Source organism: Iningainema tapete BLCC-T55, from assembly GCF_014698965.1.
In the GTDB taxonomy this organism is placed as follows: domain Bacteria; phylum Cyanobacteriota; class Cyanobacteriia; order Cyanobacteriales; family Nostocaceae; genus Iningainema; species Iningainema tapete.
The window spans coordinates 206,926-228,283 of record NZ_JACXAE010000072.1 but is presented as its reverse complement, the minus strand read 5'-3'; the positions used below and the strand labels follow the sequence as shown (position 1 = coordinate 228,283).

Here is a 21,358-nt window from a genome sequence, read left to right as displayed (position 1 = left end):
AATTAATTGCGTCTGTACATTTAGTTAACAACTTGACCAAAAAGGTCATATTCATTAGCTACTTCAATCGCTACTGGAACAATAGTTCCTAAACTTGCTTGACCTTTTACATATACCAGCCCATCTACTTCTGGAGCGAATCGAATCGAGCGTCCGATTAATTCTCCTGTTTCTGGGTTTTCTTGTTCAATGAGGACGTTAACTACTTTGCCAACTTCCTGTTGATTTTTTTGCAAAGAGATTGGTTGTTGGAGTGCCATAATTGCATCTCGCCGCTCTTCCATCACAGATTGTGGTAGTTGATTAGGCAAATTATAAGCGGGTGTTCCTTCTTCTGGTGAAAAGGTGAAAACTCCAACATGGTCAAATTCATGACGCTCGACGAACTGTTGTAGATGCTCGAAATGCTCCTCTGTTTCTCCGGGGAAGCCAACAATGAAAGTTGTCCGCATTACTGCTTCAGGCAGTGCCAACTTGATGCGCTCGATAATCGCATCATTCACTTGTCCTTGCCAAGGACGGTTCATCGCACGAAGAATCTCAGGATGAGAATGTTGCAGGGGCAAATCTAGATAGGGTATTACATTGGGGGTTTCTTGAATTGCCGCTATCACGGATGGGGTTAGTCCCGTAGGATAAGCATAGTGCATCCGAATCCAAGGTACATCTACTTTTCCCAAGGACTGCAGTAATTCAGCTAACTTTGGCTTACCATAAATGTCTATACCATAGTTAGTAGTAATCTGGGAAATTAAAATAATTTCCTGTACGCCTTGAAGAGCTAACTGCTCTGCTTCAGCGACAATGGATTCGATGGTGCGCGAGCGCTGGTTTCCACGTAAATGAGGAATAATACAAAATGAACAGCGATAATCACATCCTTCTGCCACTCTTAGGTAGGCTACACCAACAGTTGTGGTTCGGTAGCGTGGTGTGGTTTCATCGGCAATATAGGTTGGTTCTGGACTGATTTGCTTGACGCGCTCTCCTTTTTCTACGCGCTCAATTACGTTGACTATTTTGTGGTAGTCGCCTGCTCCTACCACTGCTACTGCTTCTGGCAACTCTTCCAGCAACTGTTCTTGGAAGTGCTGCGCCATACAACCTGTTATGACGATTTTTTTATTGGCTTGTGCCAGTTCTACTAAAGTTTTAACCGATTCTTCTCTTGCTGCTGCAATAAAACTACATGTATTTACTATAACATATTTTGCTAATTCTTCATCGGTATCTACGCCATAGCCTGCTTCTACCAGAAGCCCCAACATATGTTCTGTGTCTATTCTATTTTTCTCGCAGCCCAGGTGAGAAATTGCAATTGTTGGTTTATCACCCATAATCTGACAATATTTTCACAATTAGTGCAGTTAGTTCAAAAGTTAATTACCTAAATTCCGATTCGGTCGTCTGCCTGTGATCTCAACATTTTTCAGAGCGTGTGTTCGCGCCAATCAGATTCATGACTCATTCCACGCGCTATTGCGGTCATGATATGATATCTCTATTCATATTTTTTTTCCGGGTACAATCAACAGTCTTTGGGTAAATTTAACACTAGTAATCTTTGTTTTAAAAATTGCCTTAAGGTATTTTACATTACTAGAGCGTATTGGCGTATCAATCTACTCAATCCAAAACCAGGGGAAGCTGCCCTCTGAATGACACTAGCATAGAGAGTACGATAACGTCACCTATGAGCGTCAATGGCTTGTTGTGAGAAGTTGCTACCCCTAAGTTTAGTCTTGCTTGACTACGCCTTCATAATGATAGCGAAGATGCTACCCTTTCGCTCTGAATACCGCTTACTAATAAAGGGGAAGGCATTTTAGAGTTGGCGATGACGCTTAAACTCTACTAGCCGCCTCAAATCATAAATGATTGCCTTGCGTTTTGGAGAGTGGCAAACTCCTCTTGTCGCCATATTTATCTTAACATATCTTATGGGAGGTATTCGGCTACTTTATTTCTTTGGAAAGAGGCAGGAAACCGAACAAGATAAAATAAATCGTCAGTCATTACACTCAAAAAATGACACCAGACTCCGCGCAGCGGGTTAAAGACGTGGACTTATATCAGATATTTAAAACCAGAGTTCCAATTATTGGTGTAGTTCACCTACTACCATTGCCTACCTCACCCCATTGGTCTGGTAGCCTCAAAACAGTGATTGACCGTGCCGAACAAGAAGCAACAGCCCTCGCCAGCGGAGGGGTGGACGGAATTATGGTGGAAAATTTTTTCGACGTACCGTTCACCAAAAATTCTGTCGATCCAGCAGTTGTCAGTGCGATGACGTTGATAGTGCAACGAATCCAAAACTTAGTGACACTACCAATTGGAATAAATGTTCTGCGGAACGACGCTTTGAGTGCAATGGCGATCGCCACAATAGTCAAGGCACAATTCATTCGTGTCAATGTACTAACAGGCGTAATGGCAACCGATCAAGGATTAATTGAAGGAGTTGCTCATCAATTACTACGATATCGACGCGAGTTGGGCAGTGATGTCAAAATTCTCGCTGATGTATTGGTCAAACATGCCCGTCCTTTAAGTTCTGTAAATCTGACAAATGCTGTCTGTGACACAATTCAACGTGGATTGGCAGATGCAGTAATTTTGTCAGGCTGGGCTACAGGTGATCCGCCCAACTTAGAAGATTTGGAACTAGCGATGGATGCAGCCAACGGTACTCCAGTGTTAATAGGTAGTGGAGCTACGGTTGAAAATATTGCTACACTAATGCAGGCAGCGGATGGTGTAATTGTTTCTAGTTCTCTCAAGCGGCGAGGACGCCGCGAACAACCAATTGACCCCCATCGGGTGAGTCAATTTGTGGAAGCCGCACGCCAAAGTTGGAACTCTAAAAGTGAGAAACCATCAATTTCCGAAGTAGATTTACGTTCTTAAATAGCATAGCTAATAGCTAATGGCTAACGGCTAGTGGCTATTAGCAATTCACAATTAGCAATTGACAATTTTATGAGTCGCCGTCGTTCTATTCCTTGGATTCATCGTTGGTCGCGCTTGATCATAGCAGCGATCGCCGCATGTGGTGCCCTAACAACGGCTTATCTTACAGTAGTTAAGTTTACCCAAGGCACTGCAGCTTGTCCCACTCAAAGCTGTGATATTGTACTTTCCAGTCCATACGCCACAGTTGCCGGACTACCCCTTGCCTTGTTTGGGTGTTTAGCTTACACGGGTATGGCTGGCTTTGCTTTGGCTCCTTTAGCAGTTGACAGTGCGCAAAATAAAAATACCCGCACAAAGTTAGAAAATTGGACTTGGTTACTGCTGTTGGCAGGGGCGATCGCTATGTCAGTCTTCAGTGGTTACTTAATGTACCTACTGTTTTTCCAAATTAAGACATTATGTATCTACTGTATTGCCTCAGCTATATTCTCTGTCAGCCTTTTAGTACTAACCATCATTGGTCGCGCTTGGGATGATATTGGGCAAATCTTTTTCACTGCCATTGTTGTAGGCATGGTAACATTGATTACCACTTTAGCTGTATTTAGTCAACCAGCTAATACAGCAAAAGTTGCTAGCCCATCACCCACTGGAGATCCGACAATCGGAGTTGGTTGGGAAATCCGCTCTACTTCTGGTCCTGCAGAAATTGAGTTAGCACGTCATCTCACCCAAATTGGTGCGAAGGAATATATCGCTTGGTGGTGTCCTCATTGCCACGAACAGAAAGAACTATTTGGTAAAGAAGCGTACAAAGAAATTAAACACATTGAGTGCGATCCTCAGGGCAAAGACAATCCCCGTCCAGATTTATGTAAAGCAGCTGGTGTTCAAGGCTATCCTACCTGGGAGATTGGCGGTAAACTTTATCCGAACGTACAACCACTAGAAAAACTAGCTCAAATTTCTGGCTACAAAGGTTCACGTAATTTCAAGAATTTTCCTGACGCTTTTCAGAAGAGGAGTTAGTAGGCAGGAGACAGGAGACAGGAGGCTTTGATCGCCATTCTGGCTCCGTCGGCTTCTGCCCATACATTCACCGAAAGTACATCAGCTTACTCAAGCATTTCCGGTTGGCATTTTTATTGTTAGTAATGGTTAATTGATAATTGAAGGCAATGAAAATATTTGTCCCAATCAGGTGATGGGAATGAGTAAGCAGCTAGGTAATGGGCTTAAAATTTTACTATTGGCAATCAAACAAAGACTGAGTAAAGTACAAAGGGAGTTAATCACTGCCTCAGTCCTGGGAATCTGTGTTTTATTATTACGCTCTTTTGGATTATTACAATCCTTAGAGTGGGTAGCTTTGGATCAACTTTTTCAACTACGCTCAAACGAAACAACGCTTGACTATATAACTATTGTAGCAATTGATGAACCGTCTTTACGCAAAGTTGGTTCTTGGCCAATTCCTGATAGTGTGATTGCTAAGTTATTACAACAAATAGCATACAAGCAACCACGTGCGGTTGGTTTAGATATTTACCGAGATATGTCAGTCAAAGTTGGACATCCGGATTTAGTTCATACCTTTGAGTCTATGCCCAACTTGGTGGGAATTGAACTAATGTCTAGTAATAAAAACGTCAGTGTCTTGCCCCCACCGATTTTAGGTAAACTTGAGCGAGTGGGTTTTAATAATGTGCTATTTGACGCAGATGGCAAAATTCGTCGCAACTTATTATATTCACATTTTGATCATCAAGTACATATCAGTTTCTCGCTCAAGTTAGCTTTGTTGTATTTAAAAACACAAGGTATCACTTTAAAGCAATCAACCAGTAATCCTAATTATTTACAGTTAGGTAAAGCTGTATTTAAACGCCTTCAACCTCATGATGGCGCTTATGTAAAATTAGATAACACTGGCTACCAAATTTTATCCAACTTTCCTAAAGTTTGTATTACGAAATCGCCAGTTGAAGGCTGTGGCTTTCGTAAAGTTTCCATGAGCGAAGTTCTCGCTAACCGTGTACCTGATAACTGGTTTAGAGATCGCATTGTACTAATTGGTTCTACTGCTACCAGTCTCCAAGATTTTGTGTTAACTCCCTACTCCAGTCGCTTAATTGGTACAGTCCATCGTGTGGCGGGGATTGAACTACAAGCGTATTTTATCAGTGAATTAATAGAAGCGGCAATTAATGGACGACCTTTACTGAAATTTTGGTCTGACTTTCAAGAATATTTATGGATTTTTGCCTGGTCATATTTAGGGTCTTTAATTATAGGGCAAATTAGAAAACCTAGCATCAGTGTGGTATGTATTATAATCTCATGTTTTATATTGAGTAGTAGCGCCTACTTTGCTTTCTTACTTGGTTGGTGGATACCAATTGTACCTGCGTTGCTAACTTTCTTTGGCTCAGCTATTTTGATTACAAGTCAGATTGCTTATCGGCAAGAAGAGTGGAAACGCTCTAAAGAGTTTTTACATCAAGTACTTAACACGATTTCCGATCCTGTTTTTGTGAAGAATGAGCAATATCAGTGGATTGTTTTGAATAAAGCATTTTGTCAATTTATTGGTTATCCTATTGGCAAATTAATGGAAAAGTCAGATTATGACTTTTTCCCTCAACACGAAGCAGATATTTTTCGAGTGTACGATAAACTAGTTTTCCAAACTCAGCAACCTCTGGAAAATGAAGAAGCATTTACTGATGCCAAAGGAAATACTCATCTGATTGCTACTAAGCGCTCGCTACACAAAGACGCGGCTGGCAATTCCTTTTTAGTTGGCGTAATCCGAGATATTACCAAGCACAAGCTGAGGGAACAAGAACTTGAGCGTGCAGCGGATGAGTTGCATCGCTCTAATTATGAATTAAAAAAGAAGGAAGATCATTTACGTTATCTTGCTTACCACGACAACCTCACTGGCTTACCTAATCGCAAGTTCTTCGACGAACAACTTGAGGATTCTATACAGTGGGCTTATAGTAATAACTTGTTATTAGGATTGCTGTTCATTGACTTAGATGGCTTTAAGCAAGTTAATGATACTTTAGGACATAAAATGGGCGATCTCTTACTGGTAACTGTTGCCCAACGTCTCAGTAACTGTCTACGTGGCAGTGATACTGTTTCTCGTTTAGGTGGTGATGAGTTTACCGTAATTTTACGGGCTATTCCCAACACGAATGTAGCGGCTAAAGTCTCTGAAAAAATTCTCGCCACTATTACCGAACCAATTGTTTTGGATGGAAATATTACTAAAGTTTCTGCAAGTATTGGTATCAGTATTTATCCTATCAACGGTAATAACATTGAAATTTTAATGAAACAAGCAGATATTTCCATGTACCGTGCTAAGCAGCTTGGTAAAAATCGCTACGAGTTTGCTTAAATATGGAAATTATCACTGAACACGGTCATAACTCACGTATATAGAATTTGTAGGTTGGGCAAACCCTTAGGAAACGCAATAAATGCTTGTATATGTTGGGTTTCGTTCCTCAACCCAACCTACATTGATCCGGAACATCTTCGTTTTTAGCCAACTCCCTTCTAGGGTGCGGGCGGGCGTATTGCAAAACTGACATGCTCCCGCATTTGCCGAATATATTAACTTTTGTAAAGAATTATTTTGGGAAAATTTGCCAAAGTGGCAAGTATGCTGTTGTGAATATAGCTATATTCACTGATAAAAGTATGTATTCAAGTATCTAGTAGGGATAAATGAATTTTGCACAATGTTATTTAAGTAATAAGTGTTTACTCGCTTAAATATTAAGATAATATAAAAAAAAGCCAAAGATATTTATGTAGTTGTGTTATCAAATAAACGGATAACACTCTGGTCAGAGGAAAAAAACGTAACTTAGAACAGATAGAAATGAAGGAATCTAGAGAATACAACTTAAATGCCAGGTTAAATTTTTGTAGTAGTCGCGCTCATCAGTGTTGTTACTGTTGAGTAGTTGGTTAATCTTTTAACCTGTGTACTTTTACTAAAAACAGCGAAAATTTTATAAAATTTTTATAATCAAGTAAAATAAAGCCAAGTAACCACTTGAATTTAAACAGAGTTTTATAAGTAAATTTACTGATACACATGGACACTAGATTAAAAATCACGAGCATTGTTGTGTTTTTGATTGGAGTGCATCTGGTAATTCCTAAAATTGCTGATGTTTCAAAAGCTTTAAACCCAATGACAGTTAGTCATCCCTTAACTACCATTCAGGTTGATGCTCAAGTTTGGAAAGAAGTAAGTTTCAGCGCTCAATCAAATAGCGCCTATCAACTGTACAATTACGGTAGTCCTGATAGCTTATACGGCAGTGGTACGAGGTAAATACTGACTAGTTCAATACAGGTGCTTTCCACCAATTGTGTTTTTGTACAAGAGTATGAACTTGCCATTGAGAATCTGATTGAGGATAATCTAAGCGATAATGTCCACCTCGGCTCTCGGTTCTAAAGGCAGCACTTTGAAGAATTAAGTAAGCAACATCAAGTAGATTTTGTGTTTCTGCCCACAGTCGCAAATGACTCTCAACATGGGGTAAATCGAAACTAGCTGGTTCTTCTGGATGCAAAGACATTAAGAATTGACTTACAGGCAAAACAGCAAAGTCTTTCTGCCAAGATTTAATCGTAGCAATTGCAGTTAAGAGCGTAGACTGTGAGCGACAAATACCAGCACTTTGCCATACTAGACGCGGTATTTTTTGCCGCATGACTTCTATTTGCGCTTGTTGAGTATTCCACTCAATTATATCTATACTAAATTTCCGTACAGGTTGTAGAGACGCGAAATTTCGCGTCTCTACATGGAGCGTCTCTACATGTGCCATTTGTGCGCCAAACACAATACATTCAAGTAGAGAATTGCTGGCAAGACGATTTGCACCATGTACACCAGTACTAGCGGTTTCTCCCACTGCATATAAACCGGGAATACTCGTGCGGTTCATTAAATCTGTAACAATACCACCCATCCAGTAATGAGCAGCTGGCGCTACGGGAATTAGTTGTGAGAATACATCAATACCCCAGTGTTTACAGACATTTATAATGTTGGGAAAGCGATGGCGAATCTTCTCGACGCCAATAGGACGCATATCTAACCATACATGTGCTGTAGCGGGATCTACTGAAGTGCGTTGGATGTGACTATAAATTGCCCGACTAACCACATCTCTGGGTGCAAGTTCACCTGCTGGGTGATAGTCAAAAGCAAAACGTCGTCCTTGACTATCTACTAGATATGCACCTTCACCGCGCACAGCTTCACTAATTAGAAAACGATCTGCGCCATCTTTTGTCAAAGCAGTAGGATGAAATTGGACAAATTCTAAGTCCCGCAGAATTGCTCCAGCTCGCCATGCGATCGCTACTCCATCACCAGTACTTACATTCGGGTTAGTAGTTTGGGCAAATACTTGTCCACCACCACCTGTTGCTAAAACTACAGCACCTGCTTTGATCCATTTCACTTCTCCTTGATAAAGGAGACTAATTCCCTGACAGTGCTTTGTTTTTGGTTCTAGCCATAAGCTTAACGCTAATGCCTGTTGAATAACTTGAATATTATGTTGTTTTAATACTTGGGCGGTAAGAGTAGTAATTACTTCTCTACCTGTGGTGTCTGCCGCATGGAGAACACGGTGTTTGGAATGAGCTGCTTCTAAAGTTAAAGCTAAATCTTTGCCATGACGATCAAAGGCTACACCCAAATTTACCAATGATTGAATGCAGCTGGGTGCATGTTGAGCGAGAAATTCTACCGCCGTTCGCTCGCATAATCCTGCACCTGCCCGTAATGTGTCTTCTACATGCAACTGCGGCGAATCATCTGCCGCTACAGCAGCAGCAATACCACCTTGCGCCCAGTCACTAGCAGACAGAGAAACTGTTTCTTTAGTAATTAAACCTATTTTTAAATGTTTGGGCAGACATAGTGCTGTATATAGTCCAGCAGCTCCTGCTCCTACTACTAATACATCAAATTGAGAAAAAAAATTTATTTGGGACAAGGTGATGGGTGATGGGTGATGGGGTGCGACTGTAGAGACGTTCCGGCGGAACGTCTCTACGGGGGTTATTTATCTGTAGATACCGTTGTTAAAACGGTCATATCCCTCTGTGAACGCGGGTTCCATTTCTGTTACGGTAAAATGGTCTAAGTTGGCTTGTAGAAGTTGTTTTTGGCGATCGCTCAATCCTTGAATATTTAACACATCGTCTACTTTTTCGTAGGGAGCGTTGGAGAGGATTTTACGTGCCAAAGTGGGATAAAGCCCTGGATACTTCTGAAAAGCCCGCACGTTAGTATTATTCAAATCAATTTTTTTACCGTAAACATCTGCCAACCTGTCATCTGCACGGTTGCGTAGCACTTGAGTTTCTTCAACTGCTAAAACCGGAGCTGATATGCGGTTGAAACTAGCTGCTTGGGCTACATGAGCAGTTCCTAACCAACCCCAGCATCCCAGCAATAGACTAAACACTGTTAATAAACGTACTAAACTTTTCACGATTTTTCTACCTCTTTCCGTCAAACTGAAATAAAAACTTTAAGCTACGGTTTGTCAGCACTCAGTACTCTTGAATGAACACCAAGTGACAACTGACGCGCTTAATCAACACACAGCAGTCATCAAAAACTAATATACAGCGTCGTGAATGAATATCTACAATACCTGCTATTACTAGGTTTGACTATTCTTCTTCTCGACTCACGCGCTCAAGGCTGCTAGGAAAAAGAGGCAGTCTACTAAAATAGTACTCAAAACCGCTCCACTAAAGGCGTACCAGTGCCGCTGCTTGTTTTTTAAAGGTAAAATTCCTACTATTAATAGTACTGTAGCAATAATTAGCGCCCAAGTTTGTCCCCAAGACGTTTGCACTTGCGCTACGGCGTTATGTAAGATTTGTGGCACTTCTATTGGTTCGACTAGCATAATTTGTCGCCAATGGGGTATTAAGTCCACTAAATAAAAATACACATCTGTTAACACTGTACCGAATAAAGAACCTAAATAAAACCAGTTACCTACCTTAGCCCAATTTCGATACAAGCACCACAAAGCAAATGGTAAACCAATAGATTCTACTGGTAAATGGTACAACGGTTCCCAACGTAACCAACCCCAATAAATTGATCCAGCTAACCAACTCCAACTAAATCCGAACAGCAAATCACCCCACAAATGGGTAGAGGGACGAGACATTAAGCGAAAACTCAGCCATAGCCAAAATCCACTCATGGCTAGACTTAACCACGGAAGCGATCGCACCAGTGGTGCTTCAATAAATACTGGTACACACACGAGAAATACCGCTGCCGCAAATACCACCCAAACTCCTTGAGTGGCTACTTTCCACAATAAATCTACGTCAGCATTTTTTGACTCGACTGACTCCAGCGACTCCGTAGAAACAACGTAAGATGACAAAGTGTTGTTAACCAAAGTTTTTTAATATTTGTAACTTAACTTAACTTTATTTTACTTAAAATATTATCATATAAATGCCCCTGGGGGGGATATTTATTTTATTTTAACAGTGACAGAGATCCCCGACTTCTTTAATAAGTCGGGGATCTGGGATCTTCAGGAATCTTAAGTTAAAATTACCGAGTAATTTTCACTCGTTGGGTTGATGTTAATAGAAGTGGCTAAGATGGAGTGGTACGGGTTGCTTGAGCCTATGTGGGGACTATTACTACAGGTAGGAGAATCCCAAAAAGCTGTGGCAGCGAGTAATAGTCTGATTCAGCAACTGCTTGAGGCATTTGTTTTAGGGTTTATCCAAGGTATAACAGAATTCCTACCCATTAGTAGTACTGCCCATTTGGAGGTGTTTACTAAAGCCTTCGGTTGGGAACTCTTGGGGCAAAAGGCTTTTGTGGCGACAATCCAATTCGGTAGCGTAATTGCCGTACTTATGTATTTTTGGAAAGACATCTCTCTCATCTTGAGAGGCGGTTGGCAAGCAGTGCAACAAAAAGACTGGCAGCGAGACGAATGGCAACTGCTAGTAGGTATAGCAATAGGCACATTGCCAATTTTAGTGGTAGGTTTTCTCGTGAAGAAAATACTTAATGACGAAAACTCGGCAGTTAATAGCATGACTACCATTGCCATCAATTCCATTGTGCTAGCAATTTTATTAGGGGCGGCAGAAAAATTTGGCAGCCGCAAGCGAGACTTTAGTACTTTGAAAATTCGTGATGGATTGCTGATAGGATTAGGGCAAATGCTGGCTTTAGCACCTGGTGTATCTCGTTCTGGTGCGACTTTAACAACTGCTCTGTTTCTAGGGCTACAGAGAGATACAGCAGCAAAATTTTCCTTTTTGTTGGGAATTCCTGCTTTGGCGATCGCTACTTTATATCAATTTATCAAAGAAGCGTTGGGCAAAATCGATTTGGTGGTGGTGAGTTTTGGCATCCTTTCCGCTTTTATCTTTTCTTACTTATCCATTGCTTGGTTACTACGCTACCTGCGCACCAGAGACAACTGGATTTTTGTCTGGTATCGCTTAGCATTTGGCGCTGCAATACTAGGTGCTGTCTTTACAGGAATGTTAAAAAATAGTTAAATGACTACAATTCATCCAGCCCGTATTATTCGGGTTATACCTGATTCCATAGCAGCAGAGGTGGGATTTGAGCCGGGAGATGCAATTGTCAGCATCAACGGCTCAAATCCACGTGATTTAATTGATTATCAGTTTTTGTGTGCTGATGAAGTGCTAGAACTTGAAGTTTTAGACGCTGCTGGAAAAAACCATCATTTGGAAATAGAAAAAGACTTTGATGAAGATTTGGGGCTAGAATTTGAAACGGCACTGTTTGATGGTTTAATTCAGTGTAATAACCATTGCCCTTTTTGCTTTATTGACCAACAACCACCAGGCAAGCGCTCCAGCTTGTACCTCAAAGACGACGACTATCGGCTGAGCTTTTTGTATGGTTCTTACCTGACCTTAACTAATTTATCACAGAAAGAATGGCAGCGCATAGAACAGATGAGGCTATCTCCTTTGTATGTTTCTGTTCATGCTACTGAACCGTCTTTAAGAATTAGATTATTGAAAAATCCCCGTGCGGGGCAAATCTTAACACAAATTAAGTGGTTTCAACAAAGGCGATTGCAAATTCATGCTCAAGTAGTGGTTTGTCCTGGGATCAATGATGGTATACACTTAGAAAGAACTATTAGAGATTTAGCCTCTTTTCATACTGGTGAAGTACCTACGGTTGCTTCTATAGCAATCGTGCCAGTAGGTTTAACTAGGTTTCGTCCTACTCAAGACGAACTTATACCCGTAGATAAGTTTACAGCCATTGAAGTGATTGCTCAAGTGCGATCGCTACAGCAAGAATTTCGCCAAAAACTTGGTTCAACCTGTGTGTGGTTAGCTGATGAGTGGTTTTTGATTGCGGGTGAGGAATTGCCTGGTGAATCTGAATATGAAGATTATCCTCAAATTGATAACGGTGTTGGTTCGATTCGGTTATTTCTCAAAGATTTTGCCACAGCCGCCGAAAAACTGTTACCACCCAAAGTACAAACACGCAGATTGACTTGGGTTGTGGGTAATGCAGTAGAAAAAGCATTTCAACCTATCCTCCAACGTTTAAACTCAGTTGAAGGGTTAGATATAAGGCTGCGTGCTTTGAAGAGTGATTATTGGGGACAAAATATCACTGTCACAGGCTTGCTAACTGGTCATGATTTGCTTTTTAATTTACAAGGGCAAGATTTAGGCAATGGAATTTTACTGCCAAATGTAATGCTCAAACATGGTGAATCTCTATTTTTAGATGATATAAGTGTTGAGGAAGTCGCTTGTCGGTTGGGAACAAAAATTTTTCCCATAGCAGGAGTTGAAGAATTAATCAAGACCTGTATCGCACCAATTGACTAAATTATTTGTCCCAGCATTGTAGAGACGTATCATGGTACGTCTCTACATAAAAGACGAAATGGTATGAGGAGTAGATGGTGAGGAATCAAAAAAAAATAAGTAGAAAGGAAAAATTAAACCTAAGAAAAACAGGATTATTTATTTTAAATTTTCAAGTTTTACTATTTTATTTATTTACAAATATACCAGCAAAAGCGACAACCTCAGAACCAATATTAAGCGTAGTACACAGTCAAGAAAACGCAAATCAATGGACAGGAATCACAAATCGGTTACAGTCGGTAGGAGTTAAGTACTGCGTCATTCCCCTAGCTAACGTGAAGAGTGCGACAGATTTAGGGGAGCGTAAGGTATTATTTTTGCCTAATGTGGAGACATTAACGCCAACACAAGCAATTGCCATAGAAGCATGGATGAGTAAAGGTGGACGCTTAATTGCCAGTGGTCCTGTAGGAAGTTTATCACCACCAGGGGTGCGCCAGTTGTTACGAGCGCTTCTGGGTGGTTACTGGGGATTTAGTCTGAGCAACGTGCAAAAGCTGCAACCGTCAAACACTAAGTTACAGCAATGGGCAACTCAAAACGAATTGTTTGGACAAGTGCGTGGTGGTGTTGTGATTCCGAATAATATCGCGACTCAAACTGCTGCTGTTTGGGATGCTAAAGATAATCCGGTAGCTGTGATGGCTACTGAACGTTCTACTTTTTTTGGTTGGCGCTGGGGAGTAGATGCAGTAGCAAGTGCAGACGTGGATAAAGCTTGGTTACAAGCAGTGCTTAATCGTTATTTAAAAACGTCCTCGACTAGGGAAAATACAGCTAAGGTACAAGGAGCAGCGCAAAACTGCGCAACAACAGTGGCAACTGCACCAACTAAGAGGGGAGCAGGGGAGCTCTTGAGTCGGGGAGTCGGGGAGAAAATATCTCCTCCTGTGTCTAACTCACAAACTCAAAAACTCCCCTCTCCATCTTCCGTGCAACAAAAGACTGCTACTGCTCCTCAACCTATACCGATTCCTAATATTACACCGCCCAAGTCAGAAGAGGCGATCGATCAACTGGAACAAAGGGTACGTCTGGATGTTATACCCAACTCCCAAACACCAATTAGTCAGCGTGAAGCTCTAGCCCTTCAACAAGAGCTAGAAAATTTGATTGGTAGAGTTGAAAGTGCTAATTTAGCAGCCACAGTCAATGGTAATCACTCAACAGCAGCGAAAGTAGAGTCAGCATTTGCGTTAACAACATCCCAGGTACAAGTTCCCACCAAACAAGAAGTTTTAGCCAAAGCTAGGGAAGTGGCGAAAAACTTGCCGCAAATGATTGCTAATAAAAACTATGTCCAAGCGCGTCAACAGTGGTTGATGGCGAAGAATTCTCTGTGGAACCAGTTTCCCATAGATCAGAAATTAGCTCAACCAGAAATTCGGGCAATGTGGCTTGATCGAGGAACAATTGTTCGTGCTAAGAATGAGCAGGGATTAGCTGTAATTTTCGATCGCATGGCGCAAGCCGGAATTAATACAGTATTTTTTGAAACAGTCAATGCCAGTTATACTATTTACCCCAGCCAAATTGCTCCAGCACAAAACCCTTTAACTCGTGGGTGGGATCCACTGGCAGCCGCTGTTAAGTTAGCTCACGAGCGTGGTATGGAATTACACGCTTGGGTTTGGGTATTTGCGGCTGGTAATCAACGTCATAATGAAATCCTCAATATCGATTCTAAATACCCAGGACCTGTACTTGCAGCAAATCCTGATTGGGCAGGATATGATAATCGTGGTCAAATGATACCACCTGGTCAAACTAAGCCATTCTTTGACCCGGCTAATCCCCAAGTACGCCAGTATTTACTGAGTTTGTACGAGGAAATTGTCACTCGCTATAACGTAGATGGTCTACAATTAGATTACATTCGCTATCCCTTTCAAGATTCTAGCCAAGGTCGCACTTACGGTTACGGTAAAGCCGCAAGAGCGCAGTTTCAGCAGCTACATGGTGTAGATCCGATCAATATTTCTCCTAGTCAATCAGATTTGTGGCGAAAATGGACAGAGTTTCGCACTCAGCAAGTTGATAGCTTTGTGGCTGCTGTGTCACAGTTGCGGCAAAAGCAACCTAATCTCATTTTATCTGTTGCTGTATTCCCTCTTCCTGAACAAGAACGTATTCAAAAAATTCAACAGCATTGGGAAATTTGGGCGAGGCGTGGTGATGTGGATTTAATTGTTCCCATGACTTATGCTCTAGATACCATTCGCTTCGACAGATTGGCACAACCGTGGATTTCTTCTAGACAGTTAGGCTCTAGTTTGTTAGTACCGGGAATTCGGCTCCTGTCATTACCAACGGTTGGAGCGTTCGATCAAATCCAGTTAATTAGAGATTTACCTGTCAGTGGTTATGCTCTGTTTGCTACAGCAAATTTGAGTAATGACTTATACAAAGTTTTTAACAGTACTCAAGGTAGCTTGTCACCTGCACAAAAAGAACCTGTTCCTCTACGTCAACCTTTTCAAAGTGCTGCTGTCCGTTATGCTGCACTCAAAAAGGAATGGAAGTTTGTTTTGCAAAATAACCAATTACAAATGTCTACGGCAACATTAGCTGATTTTAACACCCAGGTAGATGTTTTGCAAACTGCTTTGAATCAGCTTGCCGAGTCACCAACCCCTACTAGGTTGCAGGGAGCAAAAGCAACGCTAGTGCGCTTCCAAGCTCTTTTTAGAACATGGATGCGGCAACACTCAACATCCAATCCTTACCAAGTTAAAGTTTGGGAAAATCGTCTTACTATTATAGAACGACTTTTGCGTTATGGCGATCGCCGGAAATAGTAGGAGTGGGGGAGCAAGAGAAAATCATCACTCCTGTACAGACGCTCCGGCGGAGCGTCTGTACGACTGAATTCGTATTTCTTTTAAAAATTTTCAGTATATATACCCAAGATATTGTGCCAGTACAAGGCAAAAATATTAGAAAATAGTAAAATCTGTAATTAACCTAAAATTTTACATCATGGCTATTGCAATTACTTATGCACGCCTTAGCTCAGTTAAACTCATTCTCACTGTTAAATTCAGCAATTGATTTAGAGCCAATCACTGTCACACCAAATACAAGCTTAGCGGACGTAATTACGTTGATGTGTCAAAATCAGCCACAAGCAACTTACGTTTTAGTTGTGGATAATTATGACGTATTAGGGTGGTTGACAGAACAAGATATAGTGCGGCTTCTCTACTTGGGGGTTGATTGCAAAACAACCATAATTTCTGAAGTGATGGTGACTTCATCAATAATGCTGAATTATATAGAAAGTAACAGTTTGTCTTCAGTATTGTTCATGTTACATCAAAATCAATTACCTTTACTACCAGTTCTTGATGAACAAGGTAAACTATTTGGTTGCATTACATCAGAAAGCATTTGTAAAGCTTTATTAAGAGAACTAGTAATTCCAGATAGAAGCGAGCCAACAGAAGAACGGTTGAAATTACGAGAATCAGCAATTGACAATACAAGTGATGCTATTGTAATTACTCAAGATAATATAGTTAATGTATTAGAACTTCAAACAGAATATCAGCTTATAAAGGAAGAACTAGCACAGACACAAATAGCTCTTAAAGAGGCAAATGAACAGCTAGAAATACGAGTTAGAGAACGTACAAAAGCTTTAAAAGAAATGAATCGGCAACTAGTACATGAAATTGCCGATCGCCAATTAGCTGAAGAACAACTAAGACAATCGCAGGAAATGTTGCAGCTAATTATGGACAACATTCCGCAAAGTATTTTCTGGAAAGATACAAGTTCTGTTTACTTAGGCTGTAATCGTAACTTTGCCAGAATAGCAGGTTTGAAAAGCCCAGAAGATATCGTGGGCAAGAGTGATTATGATTTGGTGAGTAAAGAGCAAGCAGACTTCTACCACGAATTTGACGCTCTGGTGATGGAGGCAGATAAACCTCAACATCATGTAGTTACACCTCATTTGCGCAAGGATGGCAAACAAATTTGGCTAGAGACGAATAAAGTTCCATTTCATGATGCCGAAGGTAATGTGGTGGGGGTGTTGGGTAGCTTTGACGATATTACTAAGCGGAGGGAACAAGAAGTAGTACTGCGAGAGATTCAACAGCAATTACAGGCAATTTTGGATAACTCACCAGCAATTATTTACTTAGTAGATACAGAGAATAAATATTTATTTATTAATCTTCAGTATGAAAAAATGTTTAAAATACCCAGAGATGAAATTAAAGGTAAAAGCATATACGATTATTTTCCGCGCGAATTCGCTGATAGGTTTGCGGAGAATAACCGTAAGGTACTAGCAACTGGCACAAGCGTAGAAGCTGAGGAAGTTGCTCCTCACGAGGATGGGTTACACACCTATATGTCCATGAAGTTTCCTTTACAAAATACTAACGGAGTACCTTACGCTGTTTGTGGCATTTCTACAGATATCACAGAACGTAAGCAGGCAGAAGAAAGTGTTAGACTACGCGATCGCGCAATTGCCGCTAGTAGCAATGGTATAGTAATTTGTGATGCCACAGTACCTGATTGGCCAATTATCTACGCTAATCCTGCCTTTGAAAGGATTACTGGCTACAATTCAGCAGAAGTAATGGGGAAAAACTGTCGTTTTCTTCAAGGTACTGATACAAATCAACCAGAATTAGAAACATTACGCGCCGCACTCAAAGAAGCAAAAGACTGCACTGTTATTCTCCGTAATTACCGCAAAGATGGTTCTTTGTTTTGGAATGAGTTAAGCATATCTCCTGTTTATGATAACAACGGCAAAACCCACTACATTGGTATTCTCACAGATATCACTGAGCGTAAGCAATCAGAAGTGGCGCTACTAGTATCTCAGGAACGGCTACAATACTTACATTCCTCAATTCCTGGTGTAATTTATACTTGTAAACCTTTTGGAGATTACGGTATTACCTTTGTGAGCGAAAACGTTATTACCATGACAGGCTACGAGGTAGAGGAATTTTTACAAGATTCTCGCTTTTGGCAAAACCACATTCATCCAGAAGACTTAACGAACATGATTTGTGAGTTGTCAAAGTTGTATGAGCAAGGACATAATAACCAAGAGTACCGTTTTTTACATCAAGATGGCACTTATCGTTGGGTATACGATCAAGCAAAATTAGTGCGAGATGATGAGGGGAACCCTTTGGAAATTGTCGGTTATTGGGTAGAAATCACGCAACGTAAAGAATTAGAAGAAGAACTAAAAAATGCTCTAGAGAAAGAAAAAGAACTGAATGAACTGAAATCGCGTTTTATTGCGATGACTTCCCATGAATTTCGCACACCTTTAAGTACAATCCTTTCTTCGGCAGAGTTGTTAGAACATTATCGCCACAAATGGAAGGAGGAAAAACAAATTATTCACCTGCGTCGTATTCAACACGCTGTCAAACACTTGACGGGAATGTTAAATGATGTGTTAGTTATTGGCAAAGTTGAAGCAGGAAGACTAGATTTTAGACCAGTACCATTGGATTTGGTCGAATACTGTCGTAATTTAGTCGAAGAAATACAACTAAATGTTCATAATCCACACTTAAACATGCAGTCTGATGTCAGCATACTATTTAATAGTGAGTATCAATCCTTGCCTGGGTTAATGGATGAAAAATTACTGGGACATATACTCAGTAATTTACTTTCCAACGCAATCAAATATTCTCCTACTGGTAGCACAGTTAAATTTACTCTCAACTTAGAGCAAGAGCAAGCGGTATTTGAAATTCAAGATCAAGGGATCGGTATTCCAGAGGAAGACATACCCCTTCTGTTTGAATCTTTCTATCGTGCCACCAATGTAGGTAATATTCCCGGCACTGGATTGGGATTAGCGATCGTCAAAAATTGTGTAGATATCCACAATGGTAAAATTACTGTTACCAGTAAAGTTGGAGTAGGGACTAAGTTTAGTGTCATTCTACCCATGAGGAATGACTAATAGCTAATCAGAAAAATTAACAATTAGCAGTTAACAATCAACAATTAACAAACGTATATGACGAAAATTTTAGTAATTGAAGACGAAGACTCAGTAAGAGAAAATATTTTAGATTTATTAGAAGCCGAAGATTTTGAAACTATTGAGGCTGGTAATGGTAGAGTAGGTTTAAATTTGGCAACGTCTGAAGTTCCAGATTTAATTTTATGTGATTTGATGCTACCAGAAATAGATGGATATGGTGTACTTACGGCATTACGAGAAGAGCCTATTACAGCTACAATTCCGTTTATTTTTCTTACAGCAAGATCGGCGAGAACTGACTTTCGTCTTGGCATGGATTTAGGCGCAGATGACTATATTACTAAACCCTTCACTCGGGCTGAGTTATTAAGTGCTATTTCTAGCCGTTTAGCAAAGCAAGCTACTTTGACTAAATATCTTAATAGCCAAAAAACTGAAAAAGTATCTTCAGAGATACAGGTGATAGAAAAGAGTTTACGCCATACTATAGAAGAATGTACTTTTGGAGAATTTCAGATTTATTATCAACCACAAGTTAATATTGTTACAGGTGAAATTATTGCAGCAGAAAGTCTAATTCGTTGGCATAGTCCTGAATTAGGTATGGTTTCTCCTTCTGAATTAATCCCCTTAGCAGAGTCTACAGGTTTAATTATTCCTCTTGGTGATTGGATATTAGAGAGTGTTTGTAAACAAATAAAAATGTGGCACAATGTAGGATTTGATTCGTTACGTATTGCAATCAATCTATCAGCACATCAATTAACTCAACCAAATTTTACACAAAAAATTTTTGATTTTATATCAACTCATAATCTTTCCCCACAAAATTTAGAGTTAGAACTCACAGAAAGCATGATTATGCAAGATGTGAATAATGCAATTTCTGTTATACAAGAATTAAGATCTATAGGTGTACAAATTGCTATTGATGATTTTGGAACAGGATATACTTCATTAATTTATTTAAAGAAATTACCAATCAACACTTTAAAAATTGATCGTTATTTTATTCACAATGTTGCTGATGATACACAAAAAGCAGCAATCACAAAAGCATTAATTCAAATGGCACATAATCTCAATTTTCAGGTAGTAGCTGAAGGTGTAGAGACAGAAAAAGAAATGAATTTTTTAAGGCAGCATAACTGTGATGCTATGCAAGGTTTTATTTTTAGTCGTCCTTTACCTTTAGGAGCTTTTGAGAAGTTTTTATATAACAAAAATTTTATTGTTTAATAAGTCATTTTTATGTAAAATATGATGGGTTAATAATGAAGAAAATTTTAGTAATTGAAGATGATAAAAATGTCAGGCAAAACCTCATGGAATTGTTGACATTTGAGAATTTTCACGTAATTATAGCAGCAAATGGTGAGCTTGGTGTTCAGTTGGCTCAAACTGAAATTCCCGATTTAATTATTTGTGACGTAATGATGCCAGAATTAGATGGTCATACTGTTTTAAAGACATTACGTCAACAATCAGCAACAGCAATAATTCCTTTTATTTTTTTGACTGCTAGATCTGATAAAAATGGCTTTCGTCAAGGGATGGAATTAGGTGCAGATGATTATTTAACAAAACCTTTTACAAGAGCAGAATTATTAGCAGCTATTACTTCTCAACTGAAAAAACAAGTTAGTATTCATCAGCGATCGCAAAAAAAACTTGACGATTTACGTAGCACTATTGCCTTCTCTCTTCCGCACGAAATGCGAACACCGCTCAATGGAATTTTAGGTTTTTCAGAACTTTTAAGTAAAGACGTAGATGTGCTAACCACACAAGAAATTCGGGAGATGGCAGAAGGTATTAATAAATCTGGACAACGTTTATATAGATTAATTCAAAACTTTCTACTATATGCAGAAATTGAAATCGTAGCAACTGATACACAGCGAATTAAAGAGTGGCAAAGTTATCAAACTATATTTCCTACAGGAGTTTTGAAAAATTTAATTATTGATAAAGCTAAAAAAGCCGGAAGAGAAACAGATTTACAAATAAATATAGATACACCTTGTCTTGTCCAAATGTGTGAAACAAGACTTTATAAAATTATTGAAGAATTAATTGATAACACTTTGAAATTTTCTCCATTGGGAACATCTATTCAAGTAGAGAGTACAGCTATTAAAGATAAATTTATTCTATCTTTTATCAACTATGGACGTGGTATTACCGCCCATCAAATAGCTGAGTTAGGAGCATATAAGCAATTTGAGCGTAAAGTTTATGAACAACAAGGCTTAGGTTTAGGTTTAATCATCGCTAAGCGCTTAACTGAATTACATGGAGGCGAGTTAAAAATCCAAAGTCAACCACAAGAAAAAACAATTGTACAAGTGGTATTAAAAACTGCTTAATTTATATCTTGCTATCAGAAACCCGGTTTCGTAAAAGTTACCGGGTTTCTCGGTGTTCGTGAATTATTTAGGACTGCTATATACATTAAAACAATGGATT

The 21,358-nt window shown here is 39.8% G+C and carries 14 protein-coding genes; 10 read left to right on the top strand and 4 right to left on the bottom strand.

Annotated features, from left to right (window positions below):
- Positions 1–20 precede the first annotated feature (20 nt).
- Entirely contained in the window at positions 21–1,337 is a 1,317-nt protein-coding gene (gene rimO, locus ICL16_RS22075) for a 30S ribosomal protein S12 methylthiotransferase RimO (protein WP_190832045.1), read from the bottom strand.
- A gap of 724 nt (positions 1,338–2,061) precedes the next feature.
- Here rimO and btpA point away from each other — a divergent pair.
- From btpA to ICL16_RS22055, 4 genes are all read left to right on the top strand, one after another.
- On the top strand, positions 2,062–2,910 hold the full coding sequence (gene btpA / locus ICL16_RS22070; RefSeq protein WP_190832672.1) for a photosystem I biogenesis protein BtpA: 849 nt from the start codon (positions 2,062–2,064) through the stop codon (positions 2,908–2,910).
- Positions 2,911–2,982: 72 nt separating this feature from the next.
- Positions 2,983–3,945 (top strand): vitamin K epoxide reductase family protein, encoded by a 963-nt coding sequence (locus ICL16_RS22065; RefSeq protein WP_190832669.1) that lies wholly within the window; start codon positions 2,983–2,985, stop codon positions 3,943–3,945.
- 181 nt (positions 3,946–4,126) lie between these two features.
- Positions 4,127–6,328 (top strand): CHASE2 domain-containing protein, encoded by a 2,202-nt coding sequence (locus tag ICL16_RS22060; RefSeq protein WP_190832043.1) that lies wholly within the window; start codon positions 4,127–4,129, stop codon positions 6,326–6,328.
- 708 nt (positions 6,329–7,036) lie between these two features.
- Entirely contained in the window at positions 7,037–7,279 is a 243-nt protein-coding gene (locus ICL16_RS22055; protein ID WP_190832041.1) for a hypothetical protein, read from the top strand.
- Positions 7,280–7,286: 7 nt separating this feature from the next.
- Here the strand turns inward: ICL16_RS22055 and nadB are convergent, their stop codons facing one another.
- The 3 genes from nadB to ICL16_RS22040 all read right to left on the bottom strand — a co-directional run bounded on the left by nadB (position 7,287) and on the right by ICL16_RS22040 (position 10,316).
- Positions 7,287–8,963, bottom strand: a complete 1,677-nt coding sequence (gene nadB, locus ICL16_RS22050) for an L-aspartate oxidase (protein ID WP_190832039.1) — start codon at positions 8,961–8,963, stop codon at positions 7,287–7,289.
- 69 nt (positions 8,964–9,032) lie between these two features.
- On the bottom strand, positions 9,033–9,464 hold the full coding sequence (gene psbU, locus ICL16_RS22045; RefSeq protein WP_190832037.1) for a photosystem II complex extrinsic protein PsbU: 432 nt from the start codon (positions 9,462–9,464) through the stop codon (positions 9,033–9,035).
- A gap of 201 nt (positions 9,465–9,665) precedes the next feature.
- Entirely contained in the window at positions 9,666–10,316 is a 651-nt protein-coding gene (locus ICL16_RS22040) for a DUF3120 domain-containing protein (RefSeq protein WP_420485295.1), read from the bottom strand.
- 274 nt (positions 10,317–10,590) lie between these two features.
- On the opposite strand from ICL16_RS22040, the gene ICL16_RS22035 reads away from it, so the two are divergent.
- From ICL16_RS22035 to ICL16_RS22010, 6 genes are all read left to right on the top strand, one after another.
- Positions 10,591–11,532: an undecaprenyl-diphosphate phosphatase gene (locus ICL16_RS22035; protein WP_238360897.1), complete on the top strand. Its 942-nt coding sequence runs from the start codon at positions 10,591–10,593 to the stop codon at positions 11,530–11,532.
- Entirely contained in the window at positions 11,533–12,864 is a 1,332-nt protein-coding gene (locus tag ICL16_RS22030) for a TIGR03279 family radical SAM protein (protein WP_190832033.1), read from the top strand.
- A 74-nt stretch (positions 12,865–12,938) separates the two neighbouring features.
- Positions 12,939–15,704 carry a glycoside hydrolase family 10-like protein gene (locus ICL16_RS22025; RefSeq protein WP_190832031.1) on the top strand — a complete coding sequence of 922 codons (2,766 nt, stop codon included), beginning with the start codon at positions 12,939–12,941 and terminating at the stop codon, positions 15,702–15,704.
- A 200-nt stretch (positions 15,705–15,904) separates the two neighbouring features.
- Positions 15,905–18,865, top strand: a complete 2,961-nt coding sequence (locus tag ICL16_RS22020; RefSeq protein ID WP_190832028.1) for a PAS domain S-box protein — start codon at positions 15,905–15,907, stop codon at positions 18,863–18,865.
- Between the two features lie 57 nt (positions 18,866–18,922).
- A complete protein-coding gene (locus ICL16_RS22015; RefSeq protein ID WP_190832026.1) occupies positions 18,923–20,128 on the top strand; it encodes an EAL domain-containing response regulator in 1,206 nt (401 codons plus the stop codon).
- A 35-nt stretch (positions 20,129–20,163) separates the two neighbouring features.
- Positions 20,164–21,258, top strand: a complete 1,095-nt coding sequence (locus ICL16_RS22010; RefSeq protein WP_190832024.1) for a hybrid sensor histidine kinase/response regulator — start codon at positions 20,164–20,166, stop codon at positions 21,256–21,258.
- Positions 21,259–21,358 lie beyond the last annotated feature (100 nt).